This window comes from Methylobacterium sp. J-090 (assembly GCF_022829345.1).
Taxonomy (GTDB): domain Bacteria; phylum Pseudomonadota; class Alphaproteobacteria; order Rhizobiales; family Beijerinckiaceae; genus Methylobacterium.
Genome location: NZ_JAKSXV010000098.1, coordinates 239,310 through 253,209, shown reverse-complemented (window position 1 = coordinate 253,209; position 13,900 = coordinate 239,310). Strand labels below are relative to the sequence as shown.

The window sequence follows — 13,900 nt, the reverse complement described above, 5'->3', positions numbered from 1 at the left end:
GCGTATGACCCAATCCACACCGGCCCTCGCCCTCGGCGTGAGCCTGCTCGCCGCCGCCCTCGGGGGCTGCGGCGGCGCCGTGCCCCTCACCTTCGACCTCGCCGCCCTGCCGCCCACCGGCCGGACGAGCGCGTCCGCGCGCTCCGTCACCGTGGCCGAACCCGTTGGCATCCAGCCGTTCGAGGCGGACCGCATCATCGTGCGCGAGCCCGGCGGCGCCCTGTCCTTCCTCGGCGGCGCACAATGGGCCGACCGCCTGCCGCGCCTGATCCAGACCCGCCTGATCCAGAGCCTGGAAAATTCCGGCCGCCTGAAATCCGTGAGCCGGCCGGGCGACAAGATCGTCTCGGATTTCCAGCTGATCTCGGAGATCCGCGCCTTCGACATCGCCGCCGGCTCCAGCGAGGCGGTGGTCGACCTATCGGCCAAGATCGTCGCCGAAGGCACCGGCAAGGTCGTGTCCGCGCGGGTGTTCACGGCGCGCATCCCCGTGGCGAAGGTCGATGTCGGCTCCGCCGCCGTCGGGCTCGACGCGGCCCTGGCCCGCGTCCTCGGCGAGATGGTGGTGTGGGTGAATTCCGGGCGTTGAGGCGCCGCAAAGCCAAGGCACTGCCGGTCTATGCAGCGCATCCTCGTCTTCGGGCCGCCGGGTAGCGGAAAATCGACGTTGGCCCGCCGGATCGGGGAGGCCAATGGGTTACCGGTGTTCCATCTCGACCAAGCGTTCTGGCGACCCGGCTGGGTCCGCGTTCCGGATGCGGAGTTCGCCCATGCCGTAGAGGATATCGTTTCGCGGCCGGCCTGGGTGATCGACGGGAATTACACTGGAACGATCGAATCGCGTTTGAGCCGCGCTGACACCGTCGTCTACCTCGATGTACCCCGAAGCTTGGCGATCTACCGGATCGTGCGTCGAAGCTTGAGCCAATGGGGCCGAGTGCGGCAGGATGCTGCCCTGGGGTGCGTCGAGCGACTGGACTGGGCGTTCCTCCGTTTCGCCTGGAACTGGAACGTCACGTCTCGCACCAAAATGCTTGATCGAGTGGCCGCGTTTAACGGACTCCAGATCGTTCTTCGCGGCCGGGACGCCCGCTTTCCCTGGCAGGCGCTGGACAGCCTCATTCCATTACGGCGGCCTTCATGATCACCACCATGATCGCCTTGGCCGATTCCGGGCCGATGCAGCGCACCGTGTGAGGCCGGTCGCAGCGGTAGCGCAGGGTCTCGCCCGTGCGGGCGCGCTGGACGGTACCGGCGACCTCGACTTCGAGCTGGCCGGCCGTCACCGTCAGGGATTCCACCGAACCGCGCTGATGCGGGTCGGAATCGAGGATGCCGCCCGGATCGGCCGTCACCTCGTACCATTGCAGCCACTCGACGGTCTTGATCCAGCCGACGATGGCGAGCCGCACCTTGCCGTCGTCGGAGACGAGGATCGGCGTGTCGGCCCGCGAGGTCTTCTCGATGAAGGGCTCTTCGTCGCTCGTGGCCAGCACCCGCTCGATGGAGACGTCGAGGGCCTGGCTCAGGCGCCAGATGGTGGCGAGCGTCGGGTTCGTCTCGTTGCGCTCGATCTGGGAGATGATCGACTTGGCGACCCCCGACTGTTCGGCGAGCTCCGAGAGCGAGAGGTTGTAGGCCTTGCGCAGCCGCTGGATCGTCTTGCCGAGCTGCCCCGAGAGCACCTGGGCTCCCGTCAGGATGTCCCGCTGCCGCCGCTCGGGGATCGTTGCCTGATCGTCCATGGTCCCTGTCATCCGCCGCATCGTTCCGTACATCGAACGAACGTGCGGTACTTCAAACGCAATTCTCAGAGGTGCGCAAGCCGGAGCGTGGTTCTGGGAGGTGGCCGTGTCACGTCCAGAGCGCGTGGAAATGGTGGACCGGTCCGTGGCCGCGACCGACCGGCACGGAATCCGCGGCCTGCAGGGCCGCCGTGAGGTAGCGCTTGGCCGCCGCCACCGCCTCGACGAGGGGGAGTCCCCGGGCGAGGCCCGCTGCCACCGCCGCCGACAGGGTGCAGCCGGTGCCGTGGGTGTTGCGGGTGGCGACCCGGGGGGCCGCGAACCGGCGCAGCGTCCCGTCGGCGCAGAGGAGGTGATCGACGCTCTCGTCACCCTGCCCGTGGCCGCCCTTCACCAGCACCGCCCGGGCGCCGAGGACCAGGAGCCGGCGGGCCTGGGCCACCGCCTCGTTCTCGCTCGCCGGAGCTTCGGCGCCGATGAGCGTCCCGGTCTCGGGCAGGTTGGGCGTGACGAGGTCGGCGAGCGGCAGGAGCAGGCGGCGCAGGGCCTCGACGGCATCCTCCGAGATGAGCCGGTCGCCGCTCGTCGCGACCATCACCGGATCGAGCACCACGGGAATGCCGCGCGCGTGCCGGCGCAGGCCCGCCGCCACGGCCTCGATGGTGGCGACCTGGGATAGCATCCCGATCTTCACGGCCGTCACGCCGAGGTCACTGAACACGCTGTCGATCTGCGCCGCAACGAAGTCCGCCGGCACGTCGTGGATGCCCTGAACGCCCAGGGTGTTCTGGGCCGTGAGCGCCGTGACGACGCTGGCGCCGTAGACGCGCAGGGCCGCGAAGGTCTTCAGATCCGCCTGGATGCCGGCGCCCCCGCCCGAATCCGAGCCCGCGATGGTGACGGCAATGGGGGTCATGGCGTGTCTCACGGTTCAGATCAGTCTATCGGGTGACGCCGCGCCCGGCGAGGGCCGAATCCACCCGGTGGCGCAGGTCGCGCGCCCGCGCCTCTGCATCCTCCCCGGCGAACAGGGCCGAGATGACCGCGACCCCGTCCGCCCCGGCACCGATGACGGCGGCGGTATTGCTCGAATCGATGCCCGCAATGGCGCCGATGGGGAAGCCCTGACCGCGCGCGAGGCGGCCCCGGAATAGGATGCGGCCGAGGCCGTCGAGGCCCACCGGTGGGTCGGGATTGTCCTTGCTGGTGGTGGCGAACACGCCGCCGATGCAGCCGTAGTCCACCGGTAGACGGTAGAGCTCGTCGGCCTGCGCACCGGTCTTCAGGGTCAGGCCGACGATGGCCGCGCGCCCGAGGAGGCGCCGCGCATCGGAGGGATGCAGATCGGACTGGCCGAGATGCACGCCCTCGACCCCCCCTGCCAGGGCAAGGTCAACCCGGTCGTTGACGAGGAGCGGCACGCCGCTACCCTTAAGCGCCTCGTGGATCGCCCGAATACGTGCCAGGGCGGCGCGGGCATCGGCGATCGTCTTTTCGCGGTACTGGAGCAGGGTGCAGCCGCCCCGCGCCGCCGCGGCTGCCATGGCGGCGAGGTGTGCCGGATCGGTTCCGCAGACGCCCGTATCGAGGATGCCGTAGAGGCGCAGATCCACCGGCGCCGTTCGCGCCTGCGCGTCATCCCGTCCGATCACGTCGTTCTCCCCGATCGCCCCTATCCGCACCGTCTTACGGGTGCGGGCCCGGACCGCAAAGGCACACGGATGGGAGCTTGGCCGACGGGAGAGCGTTGACCGGCCCAAGGGGAGAGGATCGAACCCAGATGGAACGCACGCCAAAACAGAAGATGCTCGCCGGAGATCTCTACCACCCCGACGATCCCGAGATTCAGGCCGATGCCCACGCCTGCAAGGCGTGGATGGTGCGCTACAATGCGGCGCTCGGCCTGTCGCCCGCCGACCGACGCGATCTGCTGCGCGAGATCTTCGCCGCCGTCGGCGAGGGCGCCGTCGTCCGGCCGCCCTTCCACTGCGATTACGGCCAGCACATCACCCTCGAGGACCACGTCTTCCTCAATTTCGGCTGCGTCATCCTCGATTGCGCCCCCGTCCATATCGGTGCGCGGACGCAGATCGGTCCCGGCGTGCAGATCCTCACGGCCGACCATCCCCGCGATGCCGCGTCCCGGGAAGCCGGTCTCGAATTCGCCAGACTCATTCACATCGGCCGCAACGTCTGGATCGGCGGCGGCGCCCTGATCCTGCCGGGCGTGACGGTGGGCGATCACGCCATCATCGGGGCCGGCAGCGTCGTGACGCGGGACGTCGCCGAGGGCGACACGGTCGTGGGCAACCCCGCCCGGCCCCTGCCCCGGCGTGAGCCGGCCTGAGCCATCGGCCGCGCCGTTTGGCCGTTCATCAAGGCGACGCGATATGCCATGAGCATGGGGTGCGAGACCGAGGGGCGAATACGGTGACGACGGTGAAGGACACGCAGGGGCGCGACAGCGACGCGCTTCCCAACCCGTCCGCCGTCGGGCTCGTCGCCGTCATCGTGGCGGCCACGGACGGGGAACCGCGTGCCCTGACGGTCCAGGTCGACGGCCAGGCCGCCGGCCGCTCCGTCGGCCTGCCCGCCGGCCCCCTCGTGCCGGAGCACCCGACCCTGGAGCGGGGCCTGCGCGCCTGGGTGGAGCGCCAGACCCATCAGCGACTCGGCTACGTCGAGCAACTCTACACCTTCGGCGACCGCGACCGGCAGGGCGACGAAGCCCATGGGCTCCACTCCCTCTCCGTGGCCTACCTCGCCCTGGTGCGCGAGGTCCGGCCCGCCGGCCTCGCCGAGGCCTCCTGGCGCAACTGGTACCGCTACCTGCCCTGGGAGGATTTTCGCGAGGGCCGACCGGCGGCGCTGTCCGAGATCGAGCGGAAGCTCCTGGCCTGGGCGGGCGAGACCGGTGATGCGAAGCTGAAGCGCCGGCGCGAGGATCGCCTGAGCCTCACCTTCGGCCTGTGCGACGGTGCCTGGAACGAGGAGCGCGTGCTGGAGCGATACGAGCTGCTGTTCGAGGCCGGCCTCATCCCCGAGGCGCGGGGCCAGTCGGGGGCGGCCAGCCCGGCCGACATCGCGGTGACGGGCCAGCCGATGGCGTTCGATCACCGCCGGGTGCTCGCCACCGCCATCGGGCGCCTGCGCGGCAAGATCAAGTACCGCCCCGTGGTGTTCGAGCTGATGCCGCCGACCTTCACCCTGTTCCAGCTTCAGAGGACGGTGGAGGCCCTGTCGGGCACCAACCTGCACAAGCAGAACTTCCGCCGGCTCGTGGCGCAGCAGGGACTGGTCGAGGAGACCGACGGCGTCACCAGCGGCGCCACCGGCCGGCCGGCACGCCTCGTGCGGTTCCGCCGGGAAGTCCTGCTCGAACGCCCGGCCCCGGGTTTCCGCCTGAGACCGGCCAAACGGCCGGTCTGACAATCGCATCGCACCATAAAGAAGTGCGTCGCAAAACCGTTATGCTCAAGTCCAGCATATCTGGACAACGGGGCACGGGACCCCTACGTTAGTCGGCACAATGCTCACTTTGAGCATAAGTGAGGACGCATCCATGGCGGCCACTAGTTTCCCGATATCCCCGGCGCCCTCGGCGTATCCCGGCCTGCCCCTGCCCGACATCTACGCGCGGGTCAGCCGGCACGTGCCCGCCATCGAATGGCCGGCGCTGGCCGACGACGTGGCGGCGATCCTGGAGCTGAAGAAGACGCGCAACGCCGTCATCCTGGCGCACAATTACCAGGCGCCCGAGATCTTCCACACGGTGGCCGACATCGTCGGTGACAGCCTGGCGCTCGCCCGCGAAGCCGTGACGGTTGATGCCGACGTGATCGTGCTCGCCGGCGTGCACTTCATGGCCGAGACTGCCAAGCTCCTGAACCCGGGCAAGACCGTGCTGATCCCGGACATGCGCGCCGGCTGCTCGCTCGCCGATTCGATCACCGCCGCCGACGTGCGGGGCTTGCGGGAGAAGTATCCCGGCGTGCCCATCGTGACCTACGTCAACACTTCGGCCGCCGTGAAGGCCGAGTCGGACCTGTGCTGCACCTCGGGCAATGCCGTCGACGTGGTGCGCTCGCTCAACGCGCCCCGCGTCCTGATGATTCCCGACGAGTTCCTGGCCCAGAACGTCCAGGCCCTCGTGCCGGAGATTGAGATCCTGACCTGGGCCGGCCATTGCGAGGTCCACGAGCAGTTCACGCCGGCCGACATCCACGCTGTGCGCGAGAGCTACCCCGGCGTCACCGTCATCGCCCACCCGGAATGCCCGCCCGACGTGGTGGCCGAATCGGATTTCTCCGGTTCGACCGCGATGATGATGAACTTCGTGACCGAGAAACGCCCTCGGCAGGTGGTGCTCGTGACCGAGTGCTCCATGGGCGACAACATCGCGGCGGCGAACCCCGACATCGAGTTCATCAAGCCGTGCAACCTGTGCCCGCACATGAAGCGCATGAGCCTGAAGAACATCCGCCACGCCCTGGAGACCCTGACCCACGAGGTCACTGTGGAGCCCGAGTTGGCCGACCGCGCGCGCCTGGCGGTGGAGCGCATGCTCGCGGTGCGGCCGCGATGAACGCGCACGCGCCCTTCTCCTTCGCGCGCGCCGACCGCGTCGTCGTCATCGGGGCCGGCGTCGCCGGCCTCGCAACGGCGCTCCGCCTCGCGCCCCGCCCTGTCACCCTCGTCACGGCGAGCCCCCTCGGGCTCGGCACCGCCACGGGCTGGGCGCAGGGCGGCATCGCCGCCGCCATGGGCGAGGACGATGTCCCCACCCTCCATGCCGCCGACACCCTCGCGGCGGGCGCCGGCCTGACGGAACGGGATGTCGCCGAGCGCGTCGCGGCGGCCGGCCCCGGCCTCATCGACTGGCTCGTCGCGCTCGGCGCGCCCTTCGACCGGGATGCGGCCGGTGGCCTCGCCCTCGGCCTCGAGGCCGCCCATTCCCGCCGCCGCATTGTGCGGGCGGGCGGCGATTCCACCGGTCGCCTCGTGCTGGAGACCCTGGTGCGGGCCGTGGCCGCCACGCCGTCCATCGACGTGGTGGTGGCGCACGCCCGCAGCCTCATGCGCGATGCCCACGGGGCGATCGCGGGCGTGGTGTGCGAGCGGGCCGGCACGCGCCTGCGCCTGCCGGCCCGTGCCGTGGTGCTCGCCACCGGCGGCATCGGTGCGCTCTACGCCTCCACCACCAACCCGCGCGGGGCCACCGGGGCCGGCCTCGCCCTGGCGGCCCGGGCGGGGGCCACGTTGCGCGACATGGAGTTCGTGCAGTTCCACCCCACCGCCATCGCGGTCGGCGTCGATCCGATGCCGCTCGCCACCGAAGCCCTGCGCGGCGAGGGCGCGCGGCTCGTCGATGCCGAGGGGACTCCGATCATGGCCGGCATCGCCGGTGGGGATCTGGCGCCGCGCGACGTCGTCGCCCGGGCGATCTTCCAGGCGCAGGGCCGGGGTGCCGGCGTCTTCCTCGATTGCCGGGGCGCCCTCGGCGCCCGGATGCCCGCGCGCTTCCCCACGGTGGCGGGCCTGTGCGCAACGGCCGGCATCGATCCGCAGCGTCAGCCGATTCCCGTGCGGCCGGCGGCCCACTACCACATGGGCGGCGTGAAGGTAGATGCGGCCGGGGCCGGCACCGTGCCGGGCCTGTTCGCCTGCGGCGAGGTCGCCTCCACCGGCCTGCACGGCGCCAACCGCCTCGCCAGCAACTCGCTCCTCGAGGCCATGGCGTTCGCGCCCTGGATCGCCGAGGCCATCACGGCCGTGCCGGTACCGGGACCCGCCCAGCGCGAACCCGAGCCGACGCAACCGGCGACGGATCTTTCCGCAATTCGCACCATCATGGAGACGCGTGTCGGTGTCGTGCGGGACGCCGACGGCCTCGCCGGAGCGGTCCGTCGCCTCGCCCCCGCCGCCCGGGCCGGCTGCGACGCGGCCCTCGTCGGGCTCGTGGTCGCCACCTCGGCCCTGTCGCGCCGGGAGAGCCGGGGCGCCCATTGGCGCAGTGACTGCCTCGATCAGGTGGCACCCCGCCATACGGAGACGACACTGGCTCAAGCCTTGGCGGCTGCCGAGACCAACGCGCCCGTCCTCGCCTGATCCGTCCCGCCGCCAGAACCGCCCGGGAGGGCTGCCATGACCGACGATCTCCACCTCGTCCCCCTGCCGCGCCTGATGATCGAGCCCATCGTCCGGGCGGCCCTGCTGGAGGATCTCGGCCGGGCCGGCGACATCACCACCGACGCCATCGTGCCGGCCTCCCTGACCATGAGTGCCGTCATCGCCGCCCGCCAGGACGGGGTGATCTCCGGCATCGACGCGGCCGTGATCGCCTTCGGGCTCATCGACCCCGCCGTGGCGGTGACGGTCGTGCGGGGCGACGGCGCCCGCGTGGGGCCGGGCGACGTGGTGATCCGCCTCTCGGGCCCGGCCCGCGCCATCATCACCGCCGAGCGCGTCGCCCTGAACCTCCTGTGCCGGATGTCCGGCGTCGCTACCGCCACAGCGGGCCTCGTCGAAGCGGCGCGACCCCACGGCAAGGCCCGCATCGTCTGCACCCGCAAGACCACGCCGGGCCTGCGCGCCCTTGAGAAGCACGCCGTTCGGGCGGGCGGCGGCTCGAATCACCGCTTCGGTCTCGACGACGCCGTGCTCATCAAGGACAACCACGTGGCGGTGGCCGGCGGCATCGTCCCGGCCATCACCCGGGCGCGGGCCTATGCGGGCCACCTCGTCAAGATCGAGTGCGAGGTCGATACCCTCGCTCAACTGGAGGAAGCGCTGTCCGTCGGCGCCGACGCCGTGCTCCTCGACAACATGAACCCGGATCAGCTGCGCGAGGCCGTGCGGATGATCGATGGGCGCGCCCTCAGCGAGGCCTCGGGCCGAATCACCCGCGAGACCGTGGGCGCCGTGGCGGCGTCCGGCGTCGATCTCATCTCCTGCGGCTGGATCACCCACAGCGCGCCGATCATCGATCTCGGCCTCGACGACGCCTGAGCCTGCGGCCTGAACCAGACGGTCTTACGGCCAAGGCGCCACAGTGTGGCCACGGAGTCACGACGTCGCGGCAACCGATGCTGCACCGCGGATAGAGCTTGGCTTTGGAACCCCAGCGTTTACGTCTTGGGCATGCCTCGCGCGGTACCGTGCGTCGAGCTGCCCACCGTAGATTCCGACTGCCCTCGAGAGGCCCCGATGCGCCGTTTCGCCCCCGCCCTCACCGGGCTCGCCTGCGCGCTTGGCGCGTGGGCCTCGCCCGCTGCCGCCTACGAGATCGATCCCCTCACCCGCCAGCCCCTCGACAATGCCCTGGTGCTGCGGGTGCGGCCCCAGGCCGAGCCGGTGGCCGCCGTCGCCGTCCCGACCTCCAATGCCTCGCTCTCGCCGGCGGACCCCATGGCCTCGGCCGTGCCGCAGATGTCGGCGATCCAGCGCGAGCAGGTGGCCTATGCCGGCAACTACGCGCCCGGCACCATCGTGGTCTCCACCGCCGAGCGTCGGCTGTACTACGTGCTCGGTGACGGGCAGGCCCTGCGCTACGGCGTCGGCGTCGGTCGTCCGGGCTTCACCTGGGGCGGCGTGCAGACCATTACGATGAAGCGCGAATGGCCCGATTGGCGTCCGCCCTCGGAGATGCTGCGTCGCCGTCCCGACCTGCCGCGCTTCATGAAGGGCGGCATCGAGAACCCGCTGGGCGCCCGCGCCATGTACCTCGGCAACTCGATCTACCGCATCCACGGCTCCAACGAGCCGGAGACCATAGGCACCGCCGTGTCCTCGGGCTGCATCCGCATGACCAACGAGGACGTCAGCGATCTCTACACCCGCGCCAAGGTCGGCGCGAAGGTCATCGTGGTGCGCTGATCGCGTCGAGCGAAATCGAGCTGCGGAAGGGCCGGTGGAGACACCGGCCCTTTCTCGTTGCGCCCTACTTCGAGACGACGAAGAAGCGCGACAGCAGCCACAGGGGCACCACCACCACGGCGCCCGCGAGGATCCAGCGGCCGAAATCGTGAAACGTGTCGAGGCCGAGATCGACCAGGGCGCGCACGGCGTCGTAGGCGTGCCAGAACAGCAGCCCCGGCGTGACCCCGAGCATCGCCATCACGGCGCCGACGAGGATCGACAGGAAGAGCAGCTTGGCGAACACCGCCGCCGGCGACCCACCGAGGAAACGACGCAGGGTCGAGCGGCGCTCCGCTTGCGGGAAGGCGCCGGCATAGGGCTGGCCGGGGAATGGCTGCGAGCGGCGCGGGTCGTTGTCGATGCTCATCGGAAAAGGGTCCTTGCGGCGCGCGGCCTGTGGTCTCTCTGAACCCGCCGAAGCTGGCGGAAGCGTGACCGAATCAGCACACCCCGTCGAAACCGGATCGGCGCTCGGGCGTTAGGCGGGTTGCTGCCGACAGCGCAGGTGGCAATGCGCGCCGCGCGGTCCAAGTTGGGACGATCTGTTTTTGTCATGAAACGAAGCGACCCATGATCGACCACGCCCTGTTCGACCCGGCGACGATCGATCCGGACACCAAGCGGCTCAACGCCGAGATCATCGCGGCGCATGCGGCCCAGTCCGATCCGTGGTCGATTCCCATCGCAGAGGTGCGCGAGCGCCGCCGCCTGGGCACCAAGGCCTCGCCCGCCATGCCGCGCAGCGCGCGCGCCGAGACCGTGACCATCAACGGCCCCGGTGGTCCCCTGGCGCTCAGGATGATCCGGCCCGACGCGAAGAAATGGCCGAAGGCGCGTGGTGCCTATCTTCACATCCATCGCGGCGGCTGGGTGTGGGGGGCGGCCGACGAGCAGGACCCCTGGCTGGAGCGCATTGCCGACACCTGCGGCTTCGTCTGCCTCTCCGTCGAGTACCGCCTCGCCCCCGAGCATCCCTATCCGGCCGCCCTCGAAGATTGCGAGGCCGCCGCCCTGTGGCTCGCCGGACCGGGCCGGGCGGAGCTCGGCGTCACCGCCCTCACCATCGGGGGCGAATCGGCGGGTGCCCATCTCGCCGTGATGACGCTCCTGCGCCTGCGCGACCGGCACAGCTTGCCGCGCGCGTTCCGGGGCGCCAACCTCAATGCCGGGTTCTTCGACCTCGGCTTGACCCCGAGCGTGCGCAACTGGGGCGACGAGCGCCTCGTGGTGAACACCAAGGATCTCACCACCTTCGCCAACGACTATGTTCGCGATGGAATCGATCGCCGCCGCCCGGACGTTTCTCCACTCTACGCCGATCTTGCCGGGTTGCCCCCCGCCCTGTTCACCGTCGGCACCCACGATCCGCTCCTCGACGACACCCTCTACATGTCGTCGCGCTGGGCGGCGGCGGGCAACGGCGGCCACACGGCGATCTATCCCGGCGGCTGCCACGTCTTCGTGCGCTATCCCGGCGCCATGTCGGAGCGGGCCCTGGAACTCATCGACCGCTTCCTGATGGCCCTCGCCTGAGCCCGCCTCCCCCGGACCACGCCCTGCCCGAACGGTTCGCGGCGTGGTTTTCCGCGCGCGGCTGGACGCCCCGGCCGCACCAGCTCGACCTGCTCGTCATCGTCCGGGCGGGCCGCTCCGCCCTGCTGGTGGCCCCCACGGGCGCGGGCAAGACGCTGGCGGGCTTCCTGCCGAGCCTGACCGCCCTCGCGGAGCGCCCGCCCGCCCAGAAGTCGCGTGGGTTGCACACCCTCTACATCTCGCCCCTGAAGGCGCTGGCCGTCGACATTGCCCGCAACCTCGAGGCGCCCATCGCCGAGATGGGGCTGCCGATCCGCGTGGAGACCCGCACGGGCGACACGCCCTCCCACAAGCGGACCCGGCAGATCGAGCGCCCGCCCGACATCCTGCTCACCACGCCCGAACAGCTCGCCCTGCTCATCGCGCACCGCGAGGCGTCCGAACTTTTCGCCAACTTGTCCTGCGTCGTGCTCGACGAGCTTCACGCCCTGGTCACGTCGAAGCGCGGCGACCTCCTGTCCCTGGCACTCGCGCGGCTGCACCGCCTTAGTCCCGGGCTCACCGCCATCGGCCTGTCGGCGACGGTGCGCGAGCCGGACGATCTGCGCCGGTACCTCGTGCCGCAAACCAGGGAGGATGAAACACCGATCCCTCTCCCCTCTGCGGGAGAGGGTGGCCCGCGAAGCGGGTCGGGCCGGGACGAAGTCCCGCATGAGGGGAGCACCGCCTTTTCCGGAGGGGCCGGCGCAACCCCTCTCCCGGTCGCTCCGCGACCACCCTCCCCCGCGGAGGGGGGAGGGTTCGAGGCTCCCATGGCCGACCTCGTCGTCGTTCAGGGAGGCGCCGCGCCAGACCTCCACATGCTCGACACCGGTCTCACCCTGCCGCTCGCTGGCCACACCGCCTGGCAGGCGATGCCGGCGATCTACGATCTCATCGGGCGCCACCGCACTGTGCTGGTCTTCGTCAACACCCGGCTTCAGGCGGAATACACCTTTCAGGAACTGTGGCGGATCAACGAGGCCTCCTACCCCATCGCCCTGCACCACGGGTCGCTGGACGCCACCCAGCGCCGACGCGTGGAGGCGGCCATGGCGGCGGGGCAATTGCGGGCCATCGTCTGCACGGCCACCCTCGACCTCGGCATCGACTGGGGTGACGTTGACCTCGTGGTCAACATCGGCGCGCCGAAGGGCGCGAGCCGGATCATGCAGCGCATCGGCCGCGCCAACCACCGCATGGACGAGCCCTCGAAAGCCTACCTCGTGCCGGCCAACCGCTTCGAGATCCTCGAATGCCAGGCCGCCCTCGATGCCGTCGAGGCCGCCGCCCAGGACACGCCCGACGCGCGCCTCGGCGCCCCCGACGTGCTGGCCCAGCACATCCTCGGCATGGCCTGTGCCGACGCGTTCGATCCGCGGGAGCTCTACGACGAGATCGTCTCGGCCGCCCCCTACGCCACCCTGAGCTGGGAGGATTTCGAGGCGGTGGTGGATTACGTCGCCACGGGCGGCTACGCCCTTCGCGCCTACGAGCGCTTCGCCAAGATCCTACGCGGCCCCGACGGGTTGTGGCGGGTGCGCGATGCCCGCACCGCGCAGCAATACCGGATGAATGTCGGCACCATCGTCGAGTCGGCCAAGGTGAAGGTCCGCCTCGCCCGGGCGAACCGGGCGCGGCCGGGCGCGGTGCTGCCCCGGGGCGGGCGGGTGCTCGGGGAGATCGAGGAGGATTTCGCCGATACCCTCACCCCCGGCGACACCTTCCTGTTCGCCGGCGAGGTCCTGCGCTTCGAGGGCCTCTCCGAGGACGAGGCGCTGGCCACCCGTGCCGGTCCCGGCACCGATCCGGCGATACCCTCCTATGCCGGCGCCAAGTTTCCGATCTCGACTTTCCTCGCCGCGCGGGTGCGGGCGCTGATCGCCGATCCGTTCGAGTGGGACCGCCTGCCGAGCCAGGTTTCGGACTACCTCGTACAGCAAAGGTCGCGCTCGGTGCTGCCGGGCGCCACGGGCCTGCTGGTCGAGACGTTTCCACGGTCGGGTCGGTACTACCTCACGGCCTTCCCGTTCGAGGGCCGCCTCGCCCACCAGACTCTGGGCATGCTCCTCACCCGCCGCCTGGAGCGCGCGCGCATGCGGCCGCTGGGCTTTGCCGCCAACGATTACGGCATCGCCATCTGGATGACCCGCGATCTCTCCGCGCGCATCGCCCTGGAGCCCGACTTCCTGGAGGGCCTGTTCGCCGAGGACATGCTCGGCGACGACCTCGAAGCCTGGCTCGACGAATCGGCGATGATGAAGCGCACCTTCCGGCAATGCGCCGTCATCGCCGGGCTCATCGAGCGGCGCTATCCGGGGCAGGCGAAGACCGGGCGCCAGGTCACCATGTCGACGGACCTCGTCTACGACGTCCTGCGCAAGCACCAGCCCGACCACCTGCTCCTGCGCGCCGCGCGCCAGGATGCGGCAACCGGACTCCTCGACGTGAGGCGCCTCGGTGTGATGTTGAGGCGCATCCAGGGACACATCGTCCACAAGGCCCTCGACCGCGTCTCGCCCCTGTCCGTCTCCGTGATGCTCGAGATCGGGCGGGAGAAGGTCTACGGCGAGGGCGCGGACGAGATCCTGGCCGAGGCCGAGGCGCAGCTTCTCGAAGAGGCGCTTGGGTGACGGAGCGCGGTGGAACGCCCCCCTTCAAGAATG

14 protein-coding genes are annotated in these 13,900 nt (G+C 70.5%); 10 read left to right on the top strand and 4 right to left on the bottom strand.

The window, feature by feature from the left end; genetic code table 11:
• Positions 1-4: 4 nt before the first annotated feature.
• Positions 5-589 carry an ABC-type transport auxiliary lipoprotein family protein gene (locus tag MKK49_RS20705; protein WP_244031737.1) on the top strand — a complete coding sequence of 195 codons (585 nt, stop codon included), beginning with the start codon at positions 5-7 and terminating at the stop codon, positions 587-589.
• Positions 590-619: 30 nt separating this feature from the next.
• The gene (locus tag MKK49_RS20700) at positions 620-1,144 is read left to right on the top strand and encodes an AAA family ATPase (RefSeq protein ID WP_244031736.1); all 525 of its coding nucleotides are present in this window, start codon (positions 620-622) and stop codon (positions 1,142-1,144) included.
• Here the strand turns inward: MKK49_RS20700 and MKK49_RS20695 are convergent.
• The 3 genes from MKK49_RS20695 to thiE all read right to left on the bottom strand — a co-directional run bounded on the left by MKK49_RS20695 (position 1,119) and on the right by thiE (position 3,397).
• Positions 1,119-1,745: a helix-turn-helix domain-containing protein gene (locus MKK49_RS20695; RefSeq protein WP_244031735.1), complete on the bottom strand. Its 627-nt coding sequence runs from the start codon at positions 1,743-1,745 to the stop codon at positions 1,119-1,121. The genes MKK49_RS20700 and MKK49_RS20695 overlap by 26 nt on opposite strands.
• Before the next feature lie 109 nt (positions 1,746-1,854).
• The gene (thiD, locus tag MKK49_RS20690) at positions 1,855-2,661 is read right to left on the bottom strand and encodes a bifunctional hydroxymethylpyrimidine kinase/phosphomethylpyrimidine kinase (protein ID WP_244031734.1); all 807 of its coding nucleotides are present in this window, start codon (positions 2,659-2,661) and stop codon (positions 1,855-1,857) included.
• 25 nt (positions 2,662-2,686) lie between these two features.
• Entirely contained in the window at positions 2,687-3,397 is a 711-nt protein-coding gene (gene thiE / locus MKK49_RS20685; RefSeq protein ID WP_244031732.1) for a thiamine phosphate synthase, read from the bottom strand.
• Positions 3,398-3,525: 128 nt separating this feature from the next.
• On the opposite strand from thiE, the gene MKK49_RS20680 reads away from it, so the two are divergent.
• The 6 genes from MKK49_RS20680 (at position 3,526) to MKK49_RS20655 (ending at position 9,620) form a co-directional block, all read left to right on the top strand.
• Positions 3,526-4,092 carry a sugar O-acetyltransferase gene (locus MKK49_RS20680; RefSeq protein WP_244031730.1) on the top strand — a complete coding sequence of 189 codons (567 nt, stop codon included), beginning with the start codon at positions 3,526-3,528 and terminating at the stop codon, positions 4,090-4,092.
• A gap of 83 nt (positions 4,093-4,175) precedes the next feature.
• A complete protein-coding gene (locus MKK49_RS20675) occupies positions 4,176-5,174 on the top strand; it encodes an NUDIX hydrolase (RefSeq protein ID WP_244031729.1) in 999 nt (332 codons plus the stop codon).
• A gap of 133 nt (positions 5,175-5,307) precedes the next feature.
• The gene (gene nadA, locus MKK49_RS20670) at positions 5,308-6,330 is read left to right on the top strand and encodes a quinolinate synthase NadA (RefSeq protein WP_244031727.1); all 1,023 of its coding nucleotides are present in this window, start codon (positions 5,308-5,310) and stop codon (positions 6,328-6,330) included.
• Positions 6,327-7,853, top strand: a complete 1,527-nt coding sequence (locus MKK49_RS20665; protein ID WP_244031725.1) for an L-aspartate oxidase — start codon at positions 6,327-6,329, stop codon at positions 7,851-7,853. The genes nadA and MKK49_RS20665 overlap by 4 nt, the downstream gene beginning before the upstream one ends.
• A gap of 36 nt (positions 7,854-7,889) precedes the next feature.
• Complete coding sequence (gene nadC, locus MKK49_RS20660) at positions 7,890-8,753, top strand: carboxylating nicotinate-nucleotide diphosphorylase (RefSeq protein ID WP_244031723.1); 864 nt, start codon at positions 7,890-7,892, stop codon at positions 8,751-8,753.
• A 198-nt stretch (positions 8,754-8,951) separates the two neighbouring features.
• The gene (locus MKK49_RS20655; protein ID WP_244031721.1) at positions 8,952-9,620 is read left to right on the top strand and encodes a L,D-transpeptidase; all 669 of its coding nucleotides are present in this window, start codon (positions 8,952-8,954) and stop codon (positions 9,618-9,620) included.
• 64 nt (positions 9,621-9,684) lie between these two features.
• On the opposite strand, the gene MKK49_RS20650 is transcribed toward MKK49_RS20655, so the two are convergent.
• Positions 9,685-10,029: a DUF6460 domain-containing protein gene (locus MKK49_RS20650; RefSeq protein ID WP_244031720.1), complete on the bottom strand. Its 345-nt coding sequence runs from the start codon at positions 10,027-10,029 to the stop codon at positions 9,685-9,687.
• Positions 10,030-10,232: 203 nt separating this feature from the next.
• On the opposite strand from MKK49_RS20650, the gene MKK49_RS20645 reads away from it, so the two are divergent.
• On the top strand, positions 10,233-11,195 hold the full coding sequence (locus tag MKK49_RS20645) for an alpha/beta hydrolase (protein WP_244031718.1): 963 nt from the start codon (positions 10,233-10,235) through the stop codon (positions 11,193-11,195).
• Positions 11,192-13,867, top strand: coding sequence for a ligase-associated DNA damage response DEXH box helicase (locus tag MKK49_RS20640; RefSeq protein WP_244031838.1), 2,676 nt, complete (start codon positions 11,192-11,194; stop codon positions 13,865-13,867). The genes MKK49_RS20645 and MKK49_RS20640 overlap by 4 nt, the downstream gene beginning before the upstream one ends.
• Positions 13,868-13,900 lie beyond the last annotated feature (33 nt).